This is a genomic window from Mesorhizobium australafricanum (assembly GCF_033977265.1).
GTDB classification, from domain to species: Bacteria; Pseudomonadota; Alphaproteobacteria; order Rhizobiales; family Rhizobiaceae; genus Mesorhizobium; species Mesorhizobium australafricanum.
In genome coordinates, this window is record NZ_JAVIIT010000002.1 from 639,027 (window position 1) to 658,122 (window position 19,096).

General features: G+C 62.1%; 16 protein-coding genes and 1 pseudogene. 6 read left to right on the forward strand and 11 right to left on the reverse strand.

Annotation, left to right across the window (positions count from 1 at the left end):
* Window positions 1-93: 93 nt before the first annotated feature.
* Window positions 94-738, reverse strand: coding sequence for a GTP cyclohydrolase I FolE (folE, locus tag RFM98_RS06495; RefSeq protein ID WP_320308149.1), 645 nt, complete (start codon window positions 736-738; stop codon window positions 94-96).
* Between the two features lie 251 nt (window positions 739-989).
* Between folE and RFM98_RS06500 the strand changes: the two genes are divergently transcribed.
* From RFM98_RS06500 to RFM98_RS06520, 5 genes and pseudogenes are all read left to right on the forward strand, one after another.
* Window positions 990-1,961 carry a CobW family GTP-binding protein gene (locus RFM98_RS06500; RefSeq protein WP_320308065.1) on the forward strand — a complete coding sequence of 324 codons (972 nt, stop codon included), beginning with the start codon at window positions 990-992 and terminating at the stop codon, window positions 1,959-1,961.
* A 151-nt stretch (window positions 1,962-2,112) separates the two neighbouring features.
* Window positions 2,113-2,334 (forward strand): annotated as a pseudogene (locus tag RFM98_RS06505) (cysteine--tRNA ligase); the annotation flags it as partial.
* A 161-nt stretch (window positions 2,335-2,495) separates the two neighbouring features.
* The gene (locus RFM98_RS06510; protein ID WP_320308066.1) at window positions 2,496-3,317 is read left to right on the forward strand and encodes an ABC transporter ATP-binding protein; all 822 of its coding nucleotides are present in this window, start codon (window positions 2,496-2,498) and stop codon (window positions 3,315-3,317) included.
* Window positions 3,318-3,337: 20 nt separating this feature from the next.
* On the forward strand, window positions 3,338-4,297 hold the full coding sequence (locus RFM98_RS06515; protein WP_320308067.1) for an ABC transporter substrate-binding protein: 960 nt from the start codon (window positions 3,338-3,340) through the stop codon (window positions 4,295-4,297).
* Window positions 4,294-5,304: a FecCD family ABC transporter permease gene (locus tag RFM98_RS06520; protein WP_320308068.1), complete on the forward strand. Its 1,011-nt coding sequence runs from the start codon at window positions 4,294-4,296 to the stop codon at window positions 5,302-5,304. Before RFM98_RS06515 ends, RFM98_RS06520 begins: the two co-directional genes overlap by 4 nt.
* Before the next feature lie 224 nt (window positions 5,305-5,528).
* On the opposite strand, the gene RFM98_RS06525 is transcribed toward RFM98_RS06520, so the two are convergent.
* A complete protein-coding gene (locus RFM98_RS06525) occupies window positions 5,529-9,872 on the reverse strand; it encodes an autotransporter outer membrane beta-barrel domain-containing protein (RefSeq protein ID WP_320308069.1) in 4,344 nt (1,447 codons plus the stop codon).
* A 413-nt stretch (window positions 9,873-10,285) separates the two neighbouring features.
* Here RFM98_RS06525 and RFM98_RS06530 point away from each other — a divergent pair, with 413 nt between their 5' ends.
* Window positions 10,286-11,137: a GGDEF domain-containing protein gene (locus RFM98_RS06530; protein ID WP_320308070.1), complete on the forward strand. Its 852-nt coding sequence runs from the start codon at window positions 10,286-10,288 to the stop codon at window positions 11,135-11,137.
* Here RFM98_RS06530 and RFM98_RS06535 read toward each other — a convergent pair whose 3' ends face one another.
* The 9 genes from RFM98_RS06535 to RFM98_RS06575 all read right to left on the reverse strand — a co-directional run bounded on the left by RFM98_RS06535 (window position 11,138) and on the right by RFM98_RS06575 (window position 18,970).
* Window positions 11,138-12,121, reverse strand: coding sequence for an AraC family transcriptional regulator (locus tag RFM98_RS06535; protein WP_320308071.1), 984 nt, complete (start codon window positions 12,119-12,121; stop codon window positions 11,138-11,140). It lies immediately after the preceding gene.
* Between the two features lie 298 nt (window positions 12,122-12,419).
* On the reverse strand, window positions 12,420-13,322 hold the full coding sequence (locus tag RFM98_RS06540) for a winged helix DNA-binding protein (RefSeq protein ID WP_320308072.1): 903 nt from the start codon (window positions 13,320-13,322) through the stop codon (window positions 12,420-12,422).
* A gap of 241 nt (window positions 13,323-13,563) precedes the next feature.
* A complete protein-coding gene (locus RFM98_RS06545) occupies window positions 13,564-13,794 on the reverse strand; it encodes a hypothetical protein (protein WP_320308156.1) in 231 nt (76 codons plus the stop codon).
* 791 nt (window positions 13,795-14,585) lie between these two features.
* Window positions 14,586-15,848 carry an ABC transporter substrate-binding protein gene (locus RFM98_RS06550; protein WP_320308073.1) on the reverse strand — a complete coding sequence of 421 codons (1,263 nt, stop codon included), beginning with the start codon at window positions 15,846-15,848 and terminating at the stop codon, window positions 14,586-14,588.
* Between the two features lie 48 nt (window positions 15,849-15,896).
* The gene (locus RFM98_RS06555) at window positions 15,897-16,319 is read right to left on the reverse strand and encodes a DUF4440 domain-containing protein (protein ID WP_320308150.1); all 423 of its coding nucleotides are present in this window, start codon (window positions 16,317-16,319) and stop codon (window positions 15,897-15,899) included.
* A gap of 8 nt (window positions 16,320-16,327) precedes the next feature.
* Window positions 16,328-17,383, reverse strand: a complete 1,056-nt coding sequence (locus RFM98_RS06560; protein WP_320308074.1) for an aldo/keto reductase — start codon at window positions 17,381-17,383, stop codon at window positions 16,328-16,330.
* Window positions 17,380-17,751 carry a TIGR04076 family protein gene (locus tag RFM98_RS06565; protein WP_320308075.1) on the reverse strand — a complete coding sequence of 124 codons (372 nt, stop codon included), beginning with the start codon at window positions 17,749-17,751 and terminating at the stop codon, window positions 17,380-17,382. Before RFM98_RS06565 ends, RFM98_RS06560 begins: the two co-directional genes overlap by 4 nt.
* Window positions 17,752-18,240 carry a DUF3830 family protein gene (locus RFM98_RS06570; protein ID WP_320308076.1) on the reverse strand — a complete coding sequence of 163 codons (489 nt, stop codon included), beginning with the start codon at window positions 18,238-18,240 and terminating at the stop codon, window positions 17,752-17,754. It lies immediately after the preceding gene.
* Between the two features lies 1 nt (window position 18,241).
* Window positions 18,242-18,970 carry a GntR family transcriptional regulator gene (locus RFM98_RS06575; RefSeq protein ID WP_320308077.1) on the reverse strand — a complete coding sequence of 243 codons (729 nt, stop codon included), beginning with the start codon at window positions 18,968-18,970 and terminating at the stop codon, window positions 18,242-18,244.
* Window positions 18,971-19,096: the final 126 nt, after the last annotated feature.

A 19,096-nucleotide genomic window follows, 5' to 3' on the forward strand; every position in this document is an offset into this window, starting at 1 on the left:
TGAACACGGGTGAAAGGAATGCACCTTGTTCGACGGCCTCGACCGAGAGCCTTGGCCGGAATTGAACAGGGCGTTCGGCGTTGGGGAGGCTGGTCATCCGAACGTCTCCCGCGATCCCGAGATCGAGGACAGGAAGTCTCGCTTGAGTCCCGCATCCGTTTCGAACGCACCGATCAACCGGCGCGTCACCATGGTGACGCCAGGCTTACGAATGCCACGGGTCGTCATGCACATATGCGCCGCTTCGATCACCACCGCGACGCCCTTCGGCTTCAACACCTTGTTGATCGCGTCGGCGATCTGAGCCGTCAACGTTTCCTGGATCTGGAGTCGCTTGGCATAGACCTCGACCAGGCGGGCAAGCTTGCTGATTCCAACTATGCGATCTGAGGGAACATAGGCGACATGCGCCTTGCCAACGATCGGGACAATGTGGTGCTCGCAGTGCGATTCCAGCCGAATGTCGCGCAGCACGACCATATCACCATAATCCTGTGTCTCCTTGAAGGTGCGGCGGAGCAACTCCAGCGGATCGATGCGATAGCCCTCGAAAAACTCCTCATAGGCCCGCACGACGCGATCCGGCGTGCCGATGAGGCCCTCTCGGTCCGGATCCTCGCCCACCCACTCGAGCAACGTGCGAACCGCGGCCTCGGCAGCCTCGCGCGTCGGGCGCTTTCGTAGCGCATGGGATGGTTCTAAGCCCGCAATGGGCTCTCTCAACGAAATGTCGCTCATGATTTCTCCAGCCAGCCGGTTGCGGATCAATATGCAACGTTATAACGTATCACTCAAGAGACTATCTCGCTCGACATGGCGTGACGGAGAAATCCATGCCCCTGCAAATGATGCCGCATCGCCCTGAGCCCGTGCCCTGCCGCGAGCGTCACGCGGCCGTCCACCACTCGTAGTGTTTCGACCCGAGAAGGGGTCGGCCTCAAGCCGCCTCCGATACGGGTCACTGATAACCAAAAGGAGTCGCCACAAAAATGCAGCCCGCTGTGCCACAAACGCCCGTCACGGTTCTCACCGGATATTTGGGTGCCGGCAAGACCACGCTTCTCAACCGGATTCTCACCGAGAACCACGGCAAGAAGTACGCCGTCATCGTCAATGAATTCGGCGAGGTCGGCATCGATAACGATCTCATCGTCGATGCCGATGAAGAGATATTCGAGATGAATAACGGCTGCATCTGCTGCACCGTGCGCGGCGATCTCATTCGCATCATCGACGGGCTCATGCGCCGCCGCGATCGCTTCGACGCCATCCTGGTCGAGACGACAGGCCTCGCCGATCCAGCTCCCGTTGCCCAGACCTTCTTCGTCGATGACGACGTCCGCTCGAAGACCAAGCTCGATTCGATCGTGACGGTCGTCGATGCCAAGCACCTGCTCGGCGAAATCGACGAGGCACATGAAGCGCAAGAGCAGCTGGCGTTCGCCGACACGATCCTGATCAACAAGACTGATCTCGTTTCTGCCGACGAACTCGGGCAGGTAGAAGATCGTATTCGGCGCATCAATCCGACGGCGACGCTCCATCATACGCAGCGCTGCAATATCGATCTCGACCAGGTGCTTGGCCGCGGCGCATTCGACCTCGATCGTGTGCTGGAAGTCGAACCGGACTTTCTCGACGAGTTCCATGAGCACGAGCATGACGACCACGTCACAAGCTTCGCGCTCGTCGCCAAGGAGCCGCTCGATCCCGCGAAATTCATGCGTTGGCTGAGCCTTGTCGTCCAGCACTTCGGCATGGATATCCTTCGCCTGAAGGGCATCATCTCCCTCAAGGATGATGATGATCGCTTTGTCGTGCAGGCCGTCCATATGCTCCTCGACGGCGACCATCAGCGCCCATGGAAGCCCGAAGAGGAACGAGTTACCCGACTCGTCTTCATCGGTCGCAACCTCCCGAAGGAGGTCATCGAAACAGGCTTCAACGCATGCCGGGCGTAATCATTGCGATAGTCTTTTCGGGAGCCTCGCCGCACAGGAGGCGAGGCCCTGGACATTTTCAACGTCTCCTTGGCGAACCGACCTGTTGCGACGTGGATACCCGCCTCTTCTGAGGCACCACGCAACACTTCCGGCGCATCAAGGACCTGTCATGTCTCCCATCCTCACCAACAGCCTCGGAGGCCAAAAAGAGGCCTTCGTTCGGCAAGACCCTGCAAATGTCCGTATCTACGCCCATATCGGCAATGTCCGACCGGCAGTGATCTTCGACGTCCTCGTCAGACTGCTTCGCGACCGCTTTCCAGCGGTCACCTATGCCCGCAACTTCACCGATGTCGACGACAAGATCAACGATGCTGCGCGTGCTTCCGGCGCTTGCTCTGGAGACGCCCTCGGCACGACCTGGAAAGCCATGATCGACAACGACGACAAGGGCGAAGGAGGGCCCGGTCCGGGTCCAGCCGTGTTGGCAAGGATCTCGGTCTGATGGCGCGCGGTGATGTGCTTGGCTGCTCCGTCGTCGGGAACAATCGGATGGTTGGCGCAGCAGCGCCGCTCGGCCTCAAGGCGGTTCAGGTATCCATCGTAACCCCGGATGCCCGCAGAATCGTCGATGCCGTCGACCTCTCCGTCGAATCGGGCGAGCGGCTGGCCATTGTCGGGCCGAATGGCGCTGGCAAGACCTCGCTCTTGCGTCTTTTCTTTGGACGCCTCAAGCCGGACGCTGGCCAAATTCTGCTCGGCGATCGCGACCTCGCCAGCATTTCCCTCACTGAGCGTGCGCGTTTGATCGCCGTCGTCGGCCAGAACGATGTGCCCGACTTGCGCCTGACGCTCGCCGACTATGTCGATCTCGGTCGCATTCCACACCGCGGAAGACTGGGCGCCGGCGCTGATCGAGAGATCGTCGAGCGCGCGCTCGAGCGCCTTGGTCTAGGCGCTTGGGCTGGACGTCGATTGCAGTCGCTGTCGGGCGGCGAGCGGCAGCGCGCGGCGATCGCCCGAGCCCTTGCCCAGCAGCCTTCCATCCTGATCCTCGACGAGCCAACCAATCATCTCGATCCCCGCGCGCGAGCCGACATGCTCGAGGCCGCGCGCCGCCTCGGCATTACCGTGGTCGCCGTGCTGCACGACCTGGCCTCGGTGAGCGCTTTCGCCGATCGGGTCGCGGTGATGCAAGGCGGGCGGCTCATTGCCCATGACACGCCCGCCAACGCACTCGACCCGAAGATCGTGCGCCATGTCTTCGCAATGGACTGCTTCCCCTTCACCAATCCCGAAACCGGCCGATCCCTGCTGGTCTTCGATACGCCGGCACCAGCCGGCTCCAACGTCGCCCGCGCTCCGGCGCCTTAACAAAAAGGAGAAAATGACGAATGCCACGCCGCCTGTCCCTTGCCCTTGCCGCGAGCCTTGTCTCGCTCCCTGCCCTCGCCTTCCCTGTCACGGTCGAGAATTGCGGCCGCACCCTCACGTTCGAACACGCGCCGAAGCGCGCCGTCGTTCACGACCTCAATATGAGCGAGATGGCCTTCGCCCTTCATCTCCAGCCGAACATGGCGGGCGTGACCGGCGTGACCGGCTGGTACAAGACCACCGACAGCTTCAAAGCCGCGCTCGGCGCCATCCCCGAGCTCGCCCCCAAATATCCGACGATGGAGAACCTGCTCGCAGCCGATGCCGATTTCTTCTTCGCCGGCTGGTATTACGGCATGAAGCCGGGCGGCGACGTGACGCCGGACACGCTTAAGGGAAAGGGCATCGAGACCTATGTCCTGACCGAAAGCTGCGCCCAGGTCGACAAGACCCGCCCGAGCGCCTCGATGGATCTGCTCTATGCCGACCAAATCAATCTCGGCACGATCTTCGGCAAGGAGGCAGAAGCCCGTGCGCTGGTCGACGCTTGGAAGGCGCGGCTCTCCAAAGTCAGAGAAGCCGTGCACGCCGAAAAGCCGGTGACGGTCTTCCTCTACGACTCAGGTGAGGACAAGCCGTTTACGGCGGGCAAATTTGCCATGCCGACGGCGCTGATTGAAGCGGCTGGCGGCGCAAACATTCTCGGCGAAATGGACATCAGCTGGGGCACGACGTCCTGGGAAGACGTGGCGGTGAAGAACCCGCAGTTTCTCATCCTGCTCGACTATCAGGATGGGGCCGGCTACCGAAAGCTGCTCGATTTCCTCAAGAACCATCCGGTGATGAAGGAGACCGACGCCGTGCTCAACGAACGCTTCCTGCCGCTGCGCTATGAGCAGATCACGCCGGGTCCCGCCAATATCGACGCGATCGAGAAGCTGGCAGCCGCCCTCCATCCGAACGCATTCACGCCCGAATGACGGCGCGTCGACTTGTCCTGACCTGGTCGGTGGGAGCGGCGGTCATCGTCGCGCTTGTCGTCGCTGGTATCGCCTATGGGTCGACGCCGCTCGCCTCCGGCGACCTGGCACGTGCGCTGGCCCAGAGCCTGCTGCCGGGTCTCGACACGGGGGGATCGCCGGCCATCATGCGAATCGTGATCGATCTCAGGCTGCCACGTGTGCTTCTGGCGATTTGCGTCGGCTCGGGGCTCGCTGTGGTCGGCGCGCTTTTGCAGACCACCACACGGAACGATCTCGCCGATCCCTTCCTGTTCGGCCTTTCGTCCGGCGCGGCAGCGGGTGCTGTTTCGGTCATTACCATCTTTGGCGACCGGCTTGGTATCTGGACCCTGCCGGCGGCGGCATTTGCCGGGGCGCTGCTTTCGGCCTGTGCTGTTCTCGCGCTCATCGGCGCGCAACGAGACAAAGGACCGGAACGGCTGGTGATTGCCGGCCTCGCGGTTTCCTTCCTGTTCGGCGCGGTCACGACGTACCTCGTCTTTGCAGGCGACCAGCGCGCCGCGCATTCGGTGCTCTTCTGGTCGGTCGGCGGCCTCGGGCTCGCCAGTTGGAGCAATCTACCGCTTGGGCTTGCAGGTGCGGCGGTAGCCGTCGGCACTGGGATTGTCCTGCGGCACCGCCTCGACGCTCTGCTCAGCGGGGACGATACCGCGCTGTCACTCGGCGTCGATGTCCCTCGGCTGCGCTTCATCGTCTTCGCAATCTCTGCCCTGGCAACGGCGGCGCTTGTGTCGCTGTCCGGGGTCATCGGCTTCGTCGGGCTAATGGTGCCGCATCTCGCTCGCGCGATGGTCGGGGTACGCCATGGCGCCCTGATGGTCACCGCCGCTATCATAGGCGCCATCATGTTGCTGGCTGGCGATCTCGCAAGCCGGATCGTCCTGGCGCCTCAGGAATTGCCCGTGGGTATCATCACGGCAGCTGCCGGCGCCCTGTTTGTGCTGGGCATAGTGCTCAAGCGGTGATCCGTGAGACCATCGATGCGTGTGACACCCGCCGAGTGCCCGGTGCCCAGCCGCCCCGATGTAACGGGATGAGCAGCGGTGGGGCAGATGCCGTCGAGATCCGCGGAATCCCTCGCCAGAGGGCGGAGGTCGAGGACCCGGCCCATCACGCAGCGATGCAATGAAGAGTGCATCAGATGCGGGATCGCCAATTGCAACGCAAAGAGGCAGTCGTCGAAGGAGCCTTACCAAGCCACCTTGAGGCCCGCACGCCCCCCAACGCTCTGCCCTCGCCCTGATCCAAGCGCGAAGTTGTAGTCGGCCGTCGCGAAGACGCTCACATTTCTGGCCACCTGTCCGGACACGCCGAGGCCGACCTGGCCCCAGCTTCCGCCGAGATCCGTGTTCAGCGCAACCGGATTGCCGCCGGCGAGATTGGCGAAGGTCGTCGTGGCCTGGGCTCCGAAGCTGTGCCAGATGTTGGCACGCGCCCAGGTTATGATCGGCCGGCCATCGTCGGTCGCCCATGTCTTGACCAGGCGTCCGCCCAGCCTGCCGTAGACGGCGTTCGTATCGTCATAATCGACCATGCCGAAACGGTCGGCTCCGCCGTCAAGCGACACCCTCTGGTAAATCAGTTGCGCCTGCGGCTCGATCATCCAGCCGTCGCTCAGCTTCAGCGGATAGCCCGCCTCCAACGAGGCCGCGCCACCCCAGCCCTTCGAACTCAGGCTCTCGCCGCGCACTGAGTTCGCCCGGATGCTATCGTACCAAGTGCTCTGCAGGACAGCGTCCAAGTACCAGCCAGAGAGACCTGTATGCGTCCAGTAACCTCCGAGCGAATAGCCGTTCATCGACGCGGTTCCGGCCTTGCCGCCGTAGACGGCTTGAACGTCGCCCTCTATGCGACCCGCCCCGACATACAGGCCGGCGACGTCGCGCGCGCCGTCAGCGTGCTCCTTGCGATAGAGATCCAATCCAGCCTGGAAGCCGCTGAGGTCGAAGCTGTACGAAGGGCCGTGTGCCTCGAAGCTGCCGAGGCGCCCGAGATCGCCTCTGCCGGCATAGCCAACGCGTCCGGTCTCGCCGAATACACGCCCCCAGGCCGCCCTCCGCTCGGCTGTCGTCCCACAGCGGAAGTTGCGCGACGTGTCGTTGCACCAGATCTCGTGCACACGCCCCCCGGCGCCCATATCGGGAAGATCCTCGCCGACGCGATCATGATAGGTTCCGAGCATGGCCAGGCCGAAGCGGTTGGCGAGAGCGGGAACGGCCATGTCAACTGGTACTTCGACGCGGTAGTCCGGCAGCTCCGGGTCCGACGGCGTGACCGGGATGATATGCGACCGCAGATACCAGTTGCCGTCCACGGCGTCGCCACCGACCCCGTTCTGATAAAGGAGGTATTCATATGCGCTGCCGGCGACGCGGTTGCCCAAGCTGAACGCCCCGGCGGCCGACTGTCCGGCGTCCTTGTTGCGCACCTCGACGAGTTCGATACCGTCGCCGGTCGTCAACGCCCCTGCCGTGGCGGCATCGTAGCTCACACCAATAGAGGTTGCTCCCCTCGCTCCAACACGCGTCGTATCGACGATCAGCGTGTCGGAATAGGAGGCGGTCTGGCCGCCTTGCGGAATGCCAGCATTGAGGGTGGTGTTGACGAGAAGTTGCCCGCCGTCTGAAACAAAGACGCCGGTTCCCGGCGTTCCGCCGACCGTCGGATTGCTGGTCATCACGAACGTGTTGCCGATCGTCGGTCCGCGCAGGTCGACTGTTCCAGCGTTGTCGAAGGTCTGCAGATTGACGAACTGCCCCTGGGCGGCGCCGGGCTTGGCGATCGAATAGAAGTCGGCCTCCAGCGCCCGGCTGTCGATGCCGGTGGTGGGCACATACTGGCCGGTCGTGTTGGTGATCGAATTGCTCGTCACCGCTGCCAGACGCACTACGCCACCACTCAAATTGTCGAAGGTCGCGTTCGGCCCGCCGAAATCGGAGATCGACACCGCCTTCGTGTCACGCACCCCGTCGCCGTCCGTGTCGGCAAAATTGCGCACGTCGAACAGGCCGGCATTGTTGAAGGTATGCGGCGCCCCGCTCCACAGCGTCACGTAGCCGGCGACCGTGCCGGCGTTGGCCACTTGCAGCGACCCCACCGCCGGCACGCTGCCCGAGAGGCAAGGAAGAGAGGTGGAATCCTGGAAGGTGGCGCAAGCGAAGCCCATCGTGATCGCACGATCATTGAGCGCTCCGATCGTGCCTTGATTACTAACGGCCATGGCTGGCGAGGTCGAGGTTGCGCCGCTGAATATGGCGATCCCCGCTGCCGGGAGGTTGGCTCCGATGAAGGCGGACCCCGCATAGATGCCAGATGCCTGTGCGGACTGTGTGGAGAGATCACCGGTACTGGCGGACCAGCCGCCCAGGACACTGACGCCGGATGCGACGTTGATGGCAACAAGACCCGTGCCGGACACCGCATTGACGCCGACGGCATTCTGGCCGGTGGCGGCAATATTGCCGTTGGCATTAACTGTGACAGGGCCCGATGTGGCGCCCGCGGAGGCATAGCTCGCGGCCACGATGCCACCAGCGTCGGCGCCGGACGCGGTGATCGCCGCTGTGTTCGTCACCGTGATGGCGCCCGAGGCCGAAGTCGTACCCGTTGGATCGCTCAATGCCCCGGCGGCGACGCCGAAAGCGCCCAGGCCACTCGTGCTGATCGATCCGGTTTTGATGGTCGCGACATAGGTCGGAAAAGTCGAGATTGCAAAAACGCCGGCCGAGCCCGCGCCCGCGGTGCTGATCGGCCCCGCGGTAGTGTCGATGGTGGCGGCGCCGCCACCGAGGGACAGGACGCCAGGCGCGCTCACGCCCTGGGTTGTCACCGGCCCGGTCGCAATCGAGATCGCTCTATCGGCAAGATTCTCCGCCCCAACACCGATCGCGGTGCGGCCTGCCGTGGTGACGGAGCCGGCGGTCGTGTCGATGACCGTCGGTCCCGTGCCTTGATTCAGGCCATAGACGCCCAATCCACCCGTTCCGGCTGTCGAAACATCGCCGGTCCGAACCGTCACAGGGCCGCTGCCGAAGCTGAACGATTGCGCCAGCACACCCACCGCGAATTGGCCCGTTGCCATGATCACGCCGGCGCGCGTGTCGATGGAGACAGGACCGTATCCCCCGCCCAACACAGCGTAACCAGAATCGCCGGACGTCGAGACATTGCCCGTGTGGATGATGAGTTCGCCTGTACTCGCCGTGGCATCTATGCCGGAAGCGCGACTTCCGCTCGTAGCGATCGTACCGGCGGTAGTGTCGATCAACGTGGGCGATGCGTCACTGTTGTTGGCGAGCACCCCATGCGCGTAGTCTCCGGACGTTGAAACACTGCCGGTTAGAACGGTCAGCGAGCCGCCGGAACTTTCAGCTTGGATGCCGTAGGAGGCTCCACCCGTTGTCGTGATCGTGCCGGCGCGGGTGTCGATGGCGACCGGACCATTCCCCGCGGCTGATACCGCCGCAGCGTTTTCGCCGGACGTCGTGACGTCGCCCGTTCGGACGCTGAGCTCGCCGGAACTCACGTAGCCGTAGATGCCGATAGCGCCATCCCCACCGGTGCCGATCGAGCCGGCGGTGGTGTCGATTGATATGGGAGCTGCGCCATAGGCGTAGCCGTACACCCCATATGCATAATCTCCCGACGTCGTGACGTTTCGCGTCGTGATGGTCAGGGGGCCCGATCCCGTGGAGCTATAGACGCCATAAGAACTAATTCCGCTCGTCGTGATCGCCCCGGCGGTGGTATTGATCAGAACCGAGCCTCCGCCGCCGATGGCATACACGCCATACGCGCCATTTTCTCCGGAGGTCGTGACGTTGCCGGTCGTAACGCTCAGCGTACCGGATCCCCCCTCAACGTTTATGCCTATGGCGCCCTTTCCACGGGTGCTGATCGAGCCGGCGGTGGCATCGATCAACGTGGCAGCCGTGCCGCGGTTGAAGGCTGCCAGCCCATTCGCGTTGTCCCCGGCCGTCGTGACGGTCCCCGCGTAGATATTCAGCTCACCGCTCTGTGGACCATTAAAGACGTGTATGCCATTGGCGCCAGCTCCACCGGTGCTGATCGTGCCGGCGATGGTGTCGATCAGAGTGGAGCCCGAGCCGGAATTATAGGCGAACAGTCCATACGCGGAAATTCCGGACGTCGTTATGCTTCCAGTCGTGATGTTCAGGTTGTCGGAGGTGGTCCAGCTCGTTAAGCCGTAGGCATAATCTCCGCCGGTGGTGATTGTGCCGGCGCTGGTGTCGATGGTCACCAGCCCCGAGGCGTTCCATACCGAGAGCCCGTGAACGTATTCGGCTGTCGTATGGACAGCGACGCCGGAGCCGAACGTCACGCTCTGCCCAACGAGCGCGTCGTTGTAGGTGATGCCGTTCGGATTGACCGGATCGGCGCTTGTACAGGTGACGACGGACCCAATCCCGCATTCGTCGGCGGCCAGCGCGTTGTCGATCGGGAGCGCTATGAGAGCCGTAATCAGGGTCAAGCAGGGTGCAAAAAGCCGCCCCTGATCACGATGGGTTATCATCAGGCATCCATTCGGATTGATTTTGTGAGTCGTCGCCGTCACCCTTACGGGTCCCCCCGCACCGCACAAACGGTCAATTTGGGGTGTATTCGGTCAAATTGGGGCGTATCTGCTCATGCGGATTTGAGAGCACAAGCGAGGCCCCGATCGCGCGACCGGTCCATGTTGAACAGGAGGCCGGCTTAGTCGAAGAGGGCAAGGCAAGACGATCAGGTGCCCAGGCTGCGGTTTCCTAGTGCATGTCGCCCAGAAGTGTACGCGGTTCTGGGACAACGACATGCATTAGCAGATATGACGGATCGTGCAGCATGCAGACAAATCGCGCTGCAAACTCACTGCCCGATGCGGGTTGTCTAAAGTTCTAATGATTTCGGAAACCGTCCGAGTAACTGTGTTGTTCCTACGCTGCACGCATGGACATCCAGCCGCCGCTTCTTCGAATCACGTCGAATCGTCAGATAGTCGTCATATCGGCGATCATCACGTCGATCTCGGTCGCGGCTCCAGTTGTGTCGATAGCTATTGCACTTGCCTTCATGCCCGGGCTGCCGTCACAAGCCTATTGGGGCGTTCTCGCACTTGCCACGATCATTCCGCTGGTTATCGCGCCGCCAATCGCTGCCGGCGCCCTTAGCATCCTCAAGCTGCTCACCATCACGATAGATCATCTCGACAATTGCGTCCGCTATGACCCGCTCACAACCGTGCTTTCCAGAGTCTACCTACTGGGGCAAGTACGCCAACAGCTGGCGGGCGGCGGGGCGTTCCTGATGATCGACGCGGACCACTTCAAATCGATCAACGACACCTACGGACACGACGTCGGAGACGAAGCGCTCAAGTGCCTCGCACAAGTCCTCAAAACTGCCCTGCCGACTGATGCGTTGGTGGGACGGCTCGGTGGTGAGGAATTTGGCGTATTTCTGCCGCGGGTAGCGGACTACGATGCGGGCAGCGTGGCGGACGGTCTGTGCGAAGCCATGCGGCATTCCGGCAGAGTCATTGCCGGCCACCGCATCGACCTCACGATCAGTATCGGGGTGGCTGGCCATCGCTCAGAACGTACGCTTGAGCAGACCATGAAACTCGCCGACAAGGCTCTATACTACGCCAAGCGAACTGGCCGCGACCGTTATCACATTCATGACGAGAACGATTTGGTAAGGAGCAGCGAGATCATTCCACGTGCCGCGGTGCATCAGGCTCGGGAAGCTGCGGTATTTTTCGCGGACGCATCGCGGCGGCAATTTCGCAAGGTCATTTAGTTAGGGCTTCTGGCGAAGCAGTTCTGTTGGGAAAAGGCCGTAAGCCGCCTTGAAGTACCGACTGAACCGTCCGGCATTGGTGAAGCCCCAACGCAAAGCAATGACCTCGATGGAGGCCGTCGGGTTTCGAAACAAATCGGCCCGCGCGCGCTCCAGCCGGATCTGCCGTTGATATGCGCCAATCGAAACACCCACGAAACGCTGAAAGCCGGCCTGAAGCGATCGAAGGCTGACGCCCGAGAGATTGGCAAGTTCCGTCCCGCTGGGAAGCAGCTCGGCATGCGCATGGATGAAATCGAGTGCGAGCTTCACATGCTGGGGCGCGATCATTGGCGGTGGTCGGTGCAGTATGTCCGAATGGGTGTTTGGCCAGGTTTCGAGTACCAGATCGACAAGGGCTTCACGGATCCGGTCGGCGGTCAGGCTTGCGCGGTTGAGCTGCGGACCAAATTCAGGGCTGGTGATGCACATGACCAATGACCTCAGCGCGCTGGCGCCTCCGGAACCCATGTCGATAGATGGCTGGAAGATCGGCTTCTCAACGATCGGACGATCAAGCAGAACCGATAACCGTCCGGTCAGCAACGGCCGATCGATTACGACACCGCAAAAGGCGTGATCGGACAGAAAATCCACCGAGCGACTGGCCATACCCTCGGCCGCGACTGCTGCGGTCGGCGAGCTGGCGAAGCTGTCCCGATGCTGATGGACGACCATGTTGCCGGCGGTCGGAAAGAAGAAGAACACGCCATCGTAGTGCCGCTGCGGTATCAGTTTGAACTCGCCTTTGACCACGCTCCGGCTGAAATCGATACCAGCGACGACGCCATACGTCCCCGACATCGTGAAGCGATCGCTCGACTTGAAAGGCTCTATCCTCACAGGCGCAAAGCGCTGATTGAGAAGATCCGCTAGGCTGTCGGCATCCTGTAGCTCAAAATTCACTACCGACTGGTGCGAGCGGGCCAGCGCCCGTTCCTGCATGACGTCTCCTCATCTCCGAAAAAATCCCAAACGACCCGTTCAGGGCTGCTCCGCTGGCGTTCCAGGCGTCTTGCAAGGCTATCGGCTTAAAGTGCCAAGCCAGCGTTCATCGCGAGCTTTGACTTTGAACTACCGTGTCCGCCTGAGAGAATTTTACTCTCCGACATTGCGACGGGCGCGCGGGTCTCTTACGAAGGAGATAGCCATATCCAAATGGTCATTTTGATCGGCATATGACTATTTTGGTGGGTATCTTTTCTTGTTAACCTCAACGGAGCACGAGGAGGGTTTATCCGGGCTACCAACACACCCGAGCGGCTCGTCCTGCCGACGATTTGGCCTGGCGGGCAGCCCGTAGCATCAGCGCGAATTCGAGAGCGGTCAGCGTCTCGTACAATTCGATAAAGCTTGGGAGAACCTCGATTGCCTGCCCGCCTGGGGCATGAAGCGCGAATAGTCCCTGCTGCTCCCCTTTCTCAATCATGCGTCTGACGTGTCCGCGCGAAACCCAGAAGCAGCGCGCGAGATGCCCGTACGAGCAAGAGACAATAGCCGGCTCTGCCCGCCCCCTGTCGGTCAGAGCAATCCAAAGCTTGAACATCACCTCGCGCCCAGCATTCTGCGTCTGAAAGAGATGACATTCTGGAAGAGCTGACACCAGCCGTGCGCCGTTCGCGTAAAGACGCAGGCCTTCTGAATAGTACCTGCCTACAAATTGCGGGTCATCTCGCATAATCTGAATGTAATCGTGGCCATCGGCGAGTAGTTGGATCGGCTTCAATGTCGCCAAGGTGCTGGCGGTTGCGACGGCGAGACCGCGCTCGGTCGGTTCAAAACGCTTTACGCGCCGATCAGAATGCGCCCGCACCTGATTGATATAGCCGGCGTGCTTCATAAGGGCGACGAGGGCGGCAACGCGATTTGGTCCTGTTAGCCCGAACTCGGCGGCGAAGGCCTGGAGGCGTGTGAGGGTAGCACCCGAACTTGGATCGTGAGGATCCCGCGAGTAATACATCGCCAGCAACGCGATACAAATCACGTAGCGCGCCTCTTCACTCATGATCCGGATGAGCGAAGAGGTCTTTTCAAAGTTGCTGGATACGAGTTCCGCGTGAAGCCGAAGGGCTGATTGAAATTCAGGATGCTTTTTCAGCGCTTTCGCATCTTCAATTACCCATCCCGGCAGATTGAGATCGTCCATAGCCCGCCCGAACCCGGCTCTTTGATGTCCCGAAAGCCTTCGCGGCATCGGTCGCATTGCTCTAGGCGGTCGAAGATCGCCCTCTTCTCAACTTCCGAATTGTGCCGTGTAGCCGAATTCATACGCAAGCAATTCGTCACTTTGACGCGGCATGCAAGAATGGTTGTCGCTGGACAAAACAAGACATGCTCGCTGCACCGAGCATTTTTCAGCGCTAATTGTCTTTTGGCGTCGCGTTTTGTCAGCTTACATCGGCCTTCATACCCTGCTTGCCGAACGTGCGGATCGTTGCCGTCCGGTGCGGGTGGGCCTGATCGGCGCCGGCAAATTCGGCTCGATGGTGTATCCATTCGATACGAAAGGCCGCCGTATCGGACCAGGGCTGTGGCGTGTTGATCCGATAGCGGCGGCCTTTCTCACGCGCCGGGCTGCTGGGGGCTGGCTGGGTCAGCAGCCCGGACAGATCGCTCAACGAGTGCGAGGACAATACCCCCGTCCCCGCCCTGGTTGGCGACGCGTGATCTATGCGGTCAGGCGTAGAACCCGACCGGTCGTAATGTCTCTGCCTCTCGCCGTGACAGCCCCCTCTCCCCTCCCGTCTTCCCGAAGGCCGCCATGTCCTGATGCATCAGCGCCAGAAGCCGACCTGAGCCGAGATCGTCAAATGCCACTCCGCCATGGTCCGGCGCATCACCAGGCTCATTCGCCGAAGACGGTGTGCCGCGACGCTGCTGCTGGGCGCAGGATCGGTATGACCAAGCCCGACCAGAAAAGAGCCGCCCAGCTATCGCGTCATAGAAGCTTAACCGACCGGCAGCGGCTAGCTGCGGTCGAGCCAGACGATTACGATTTATGCGCAGATCGTCTTGGCGGCTCGTTTTTGGTCTGAATGATGCGACAAAACTCCCGGTCGATCACCAGATCCCGGTGCGACGTGCCGCAAGCCGAGCGAAGCGGCCGGTCCGCTCGCAGGATGCTCAGCTTCCACCGTGAACGGCCGGGATGGGCGCTGAACTTAAAGCGCGTCGCGCTGAACCGGATTCAGGCGACGCGCTCTAAATCTTTGTTTTGACGCATGTCGTTGTCCCAGAACCGCTGCACACTTCTGGGCGACATGCAGTAGCATTCGGGCACTCAAATTCTGACGTCAGACGACCCCAGAAACGCAAGATGGTGGGAAATGGGTATTTACACTGACTACTTATACGCGGCCGCTCGACCCCGGATCAGCAATCCGGGGTCCAGCTTTGCGTGTCGAACGCCTCATTTGTTTAGCTTCGCCTGCAGGGCATTAACGTCGTCCGTCGTCATCTCGCCGTCGGTGGCCACCTTACCGTCGACGATTTTCCACAGCCGGAACGGACCAGTGATGTCGCCGTATTTGTCGAAGGACACCGGGCCGATCACGCCCTCATAGCGGATCGGCTTGCCTTGCTTGATCAGGCCGAGCGCCTTGGCGAACTCCTCCTTGCCGGCATAGATCGGCGTGCCGGCCGGATCGACGGCCTTGTAGATCGCGTCCCTGATCTTGGCCGGCTCCTCGGAGCCGGCTAGGGCAATCGCAAGTCCGACGATGGCGCCGGCGTCGTAGGAGCGGTCGGCTGCCGGGTTCGACGGCTCGATACCGGAGAAGGCCTTGTAATTCTTGTTGAAATATTCGGTCGAGGCGGTCGGGCTGGTGCCGGAGGACGTGCCGTAGGCATCCTTCAAGTAATCGGCGCCGACGGAGTCGATGAAGTCTGGGCTGTTCATGCCGTCATTGAGCAGGAACTTCTGCACGCCACCCTGCGAAATCCAGGTGCGGGCGATGGTGGCGCCGTCGACGGGCGTGCTGACCAGGTAAAGCCCGTCCGGCTCGCCGGCCATCGCGGCGGTGACTTCCGAAGCATAGCTCGACTGCTTCTCGTTGTAAGGCGTGTCGGAGACGATGGTGCCGCCGAGGGCTTTGTAGGCACGCGAGAATTCGGCCACCATGTTGACGCCGAAGTCGTTGTTGACGTGGATGATCGCCAGCTTCTTGAAGCCCTTGTCGATGGCGTATTTGGCGGCGGCGACACCCTGCAGCGCGTCCGAGGTGATGGTGCGGAAGAAGATGCCGTTGGTCTTGCCGTCGCGGCCGAGCGTCGTCAGCGTCGGCGAGGACGAAGCCGGCGACACCTGGACGATCTTGGCCGGTCCGGTGACCGAGGTCAGGATCGGGATCGATACCGAGGAGATGATGCCGCCGATGATGGCCGGCACCTTCTTGACCTGCACGAGCTGGGTCGCTGCGTCGACCGCAACGTTGCCCTGACTCTGGCTGTCGCGTGTGTCGGTCGCGAGATCGCAGCCGCGCACGCCGCCTGCATCGTTGATGTCGCGGAACGCCATCTCGACCGACTTCGCGCCAGCCTGGCCGTATTCGCCGGCCGGGCCTGTCAGTTCCATGACGAGGCCGACGGTGATCTTGCAGTTGGCCGCATGCGCCGCGCTAGCCGCCATCAGCAGACCAAGCGCGGTGCCGATCTGGAATAGTTTCTTTGTCATTTTCATAGCTGTTCCCCTTTCGTTAGACGACTTACCTGCTTTGCCTGTTCAGTCTTCCGGCATCTGCAGCCAGGTTTCATGCAGATGTCGCCATTCGACGCCGTTCGGTGCCGATGAATTGGTGGTGAAGACGGCGCTCGACCGCCTCCGGCTCTGCTTGCCGGCGTGCCGCTGCGCCTCGATATAGGTGAGGACAATCACGTCGCCCGTCCCCCATCCCAGCCGGATGTCTTCGATCGAAATGGCGAAGTCGCCGTCGAAAGTTGCACGGCTGGCCCGGACATGGTCGAGCACCGCGTCGCGATCGAGCCACTGGCCGCTCGGGGGGATCATCGAGAACCCTTCCCCAATCACGTGCTCGAACCGGGCGAAATCGGTCGTGTCGGCTCGCCTCCTGTCGAACCAGTCTACGAAGAAGCGGTGCAGATCGACGACCTCGGCGCTGGCACGGGAAAGAAGCGAAACGTCCATGACCGTGCTCAATTCCTGCCGGCGTTCAGGTTATAATGCATGATCGAGCCGTGGCGGCCGCGACGGTCTCGTTCCAGCGCATAGACATCGCCTTCGAGCCCGGGGCTCTCGGCAATCGCCGAGGCAATGGCCGACTTATCCTGCGCGGACAACACGACCTCCATGATCCGCGCGTTGGCGAGCGCATGCGCCTGGTTGCGGGCACCGACGATGACAGCCGCCACCTGAGGCTGTTCCAGCACCCAGGCGCTGGCGATGGTGGCGATGTCGACGCCGTGACGGTCGCCTGCTGCCTTCAGCGTTCCCAGCAGATGCTGGAACAGGTCCCAGCCGCCGAAATCGTCGATGATCAGCTTGTACTTGATCAGTGAGCGGTTCTCGAGCGGCATCGATGGCTCGGCGGCACCCAGCCATTTCTCGCTGAGGAAGCCGCCGGCCACGGACCCATAGCAGAGGAAGCTGACACCGTTCTCCACGGCAAGTCCTGCAAGGCTCTTCGCCGGACGCTGGTCGAGGACGGAATATTGCAGTTGCTGGCTGACCACGGGCACGCCGGCCGACAGGATTTCCGACAGGCGCTGCGTATCGAAATTGGTCGTGCCGACATTGCGCACCTTGCCCTCGGCCCGTATCTCGTTCAACCAGCCCATCGCGTCGATGTAGCGGGGCTGCGAATAGTCCCACCAATGGAATTGCACGAGATCGAGCCGCTCGGTCTTCAGCCGCCGCAGCGACTGGTCGACGATGCCGCTGATGTAATCGCGGCTGATGCTGGCAAGCCGCTCAAGGTCGGGCACCAGCTTGGTGTGCACCTTCATCCGGGCGGCAACGTCGAGGCCCCGTTCGTTGGCGAGCCGCAGCCGGGCGGCCCCGATCAGTTCTTCCACGCCGGTGTAGATGTCGGCGCAGTCATAGGTGAAGATGCCTGCATCGAAGGTGGCGATCAGGTCGCTAACCGCCTGCTGCCGGTCGATCGCGCCATGCCCGCCGGCAAGCTGCCAGCCGCCGCGGATGACGCGCGAGACCGTGTAGCCGGGGCTGAGCTCGAACGTTCTTGCCATCATTTGTCCTCGCTCTTGTCTTCACTGTCGGGCGGCAGCGGCACGGCCGTGGTTTGGGCGTGGCTGAAGCGCCGCTTGCCAAGCCGAACGATCCTGAGCCGGCTTGCACAGTTGGGATCTGGGCAGGCGATCTCCGCATCCGACGTCATCCAGTCGTTCGGATGCGTCGGGCGCTGCTTTGCCGCGAGCAAAGGCAGGACGGCGGCGATGGAATAGATCGAGAAGCCCTGCCCTGGCGGCATGGACAGCATCTCGCCCCTGAGCTCGAAATGATCGCCCGGCTTGGCACCGCAATAGATCGGCTTGCCTTCGGGGATGACCGCCTCGACGCGGAGGTCGAAGAGTTCGAAACTGTCGTCGCGACCGGCCATTCAGGCCTCCGCCCGCGCAAAGGTGACGTCACAGGCGCCGTTGCGACGAATGATCCCGCAGGCCGCTGCAAACTGTTCCCGCTGCTCAGGCAGCACTTGGGCCACCACGCTTCCAGCCAGCCAGCCGATCGGAAACAGCAAACGCGCGCCCTGCCCGTAGAACAGGCCGATGTCGAAGATCGCGTTGGGGTTGCCGCCCCACATGCGCGCCGGCACGTAGGAGAGCACGATGTCGCCGGGCTGGGGCGTCAACGTCGCATTCTCCGCCGGCAAAGGCCGCGCATAAGCCTGGTTCTCGAGATGGGCAGGCGGAATCGGGCAGGAGATTTCGGGACCCGTCCACATGGCGTGAATGCCGGCAACCACGCGCGGCTCTTCCAGATAGGCCCACAGGAAGCCAGCGTTGTCGGGCGCCTTCTCCGGCTGCAGAAGCGCTGTTGCCGACAGGCCGGAGCGCGACTCGGTGATCTTTATGGCGCGTCTTGTCATGTCACTCCGTTCTGGCCCTGGATTGCAGCTTGTCGCGCAGGAAGGCGAAGGGACGGCTGATATCGGCCACCAGCGCCTCGCGCGCGGCCTGCGCGTCCTGCGCCGCAAGCGCGGCAACGATGCTGCGGTGATAATGTGCGGTGTCCACCTCGCCGGCTTCGGAAAAGGCGTAGATGGCGACCCGGATGCACGGTCCGGATTGCAGCCAGAGGCTCTCGATCATCGGGATCAGCACCGCCGAGCCGCAGGCACGGTAGATTTCGAAATGGAAGCTTTGGTTGAGCGTCACCTCCCGGTCGACGTCCTTCTTGTGCTTCAGCGCGCGGATCTCGTCCCATTCGCGCAGCAGGGCCTCGATGGTCGCGATCTGGCGCGGCCCCATGCGGGAGGCGGCGAGCGAGATCGCCTCCCCCTCGATGAGGACACGGGCGCGCAGCAGGTCATCGATGCGCTCCAGCGTGATCGGCGGCACGCGTACTGAGCGGTTGGGAAGCGCCTCCAGCGCCTTTTCGGTGATCAGCCGGCCGAGCGCCTCGCGCACTGGCATCGTCGAAGTGACCAGCGCGTCGGCAAGGCCGCGGATAGTGAGCACCTGGCTTGGCTCGAAGAGGCCGCCGATGAGCGCGCGGCGCAGCTCCGAATAGACGCGGTCCTGCACGGTCTCGCGACCGACGGGCGCGAGCTGCGCGGCAAGAACCTCGTTGTTCCGCTCCACGGCTGCCTTTTGCATGGCGTTCCCGACTCTAGCCCTTTTTTGCCGGCGCCCTTTTTGGCGGGCCGGCCTGTTTTCGGCTTGCAGAGAAAATTAAAGCCGAATAGCGTGATCAAAGCAAGTGTGATCACATATCAAAATTAG

What these genes read in the sequence shown, in the direction of transcription:
- RFM98_RS06555 (WP_320308150.1), bottom strand. Translation starts at nt 16,319, where the DNA reads ATGGACGTTTCGCTTCTTTCCCGTGCCAGCGCCGAGGTCGTCGATCTG.
- RFM98_RS06520 (WP_320308068.1), top strand. Translation starts at nt 4,294, where the DNA reads ATGACGGCGCGTCGACTTGTCCTGACCTGGTCGGTGGGAGCGGCGGTC.
- RFM98_RS06550 (WP_320308073.1), bottom strand. Translation starts at nt 15,848, where the DNA reads ATGACAAAGAAACTATTCCAGATCGGCACCGCGCTTGGTCTGCTGATG.
- RFM98_RS06570 (WP_320308076.1), bottom strand. Translation starts at nt 18,240, where the DNA reads ATGACAAGACGCGCCATAAAGATCACCGAGTCGCGCTCCGGCCTGTCG.
- RFM98_RS06540 (WP_320308072.1), bottom strand. Translation starts at nt 13,322, where the DNA reads ATGGACGATCTCAATCTGCCGGGATGGGTAATTGAAGATGCGAAAGCG.
- RFM98_RS06500 (WP_320308065.1), top strand. Translation starts at nt 990, where the DNA reads ATGCAGCCCGCTGTGCCACAAACGCCCGTCACGGTTCTCACCGGATAT.
- RFM98_RS06575 (WP_320308077.1), bottom strand. Translation starts at nt 18,970, where the DNA reads ATGCAAAAGGCAGCCGTGGAGCGGAACAACGAGGTTCTTGCCGCGCAG.
- RFM98_RS06560 (WP_320308074.1), bottom strand. Translation starts at nt 17,383, where the DNA reads ATGATGGCAAGAACGTTCGAGCTCAGCCCCGGCTACACGGTCTCGCGC.
- folE (WP_320308149.1), bottom strand. Translation starts at nt 738, where the DNA reads ATGAGCGACATTTCGTTGAGAGAGCCCATTGCGGGCTTAGAACCATCC.
- RFM98_RS06525 (WP_320308069.1), bottom strand. Translation starts at nt 9,872, where the DNA reads ATGATAACCCATCGTGATCAGGGGCGGCTTTTTGCACCCTGCTTGACC.
- RFM98_RS06515 (WP_320308067.1), top strand. Translation starts at nt 3,338, where the DNA reads ATGCCACGCCGCCTGTCCCTTGCCCTTGCCGCGAGCCTTGTCTCGCTC.
- RFM98_RS06510 (WP_320308066.1), top strand. Translation starts at nt 2,496, where the DNA reads ATGGTTGGCGCAGCAGCGCCGCTCGGCCTCAAGGCGGTTCAGGTATCC.
- RFM98_RS06530 (WP_320308070.1), top strand. Translation starts at nt 10,286, where the DNA reads ATGGACATCCAGCCGCCGCTTCTTCGAATCACGTCGAATCGTCAGATA.
- RFM98_RS06565 (WP_320308075.1), bottom strand. Translation starts at nt 17,751, where the DNA reads ATGGCCGGTCGCGACGACAGTTTCGAACTCTTCGACCTCCGCGTCGAG.
- RFM98_RS06535 (WP_320308071.1), bottom strand. Translation starts at nt 12,121, where the DNA reads ATGCAGGAACGGGCGCTGGCCCGCTCGCACCAGTCGGTAGTGAATTTT.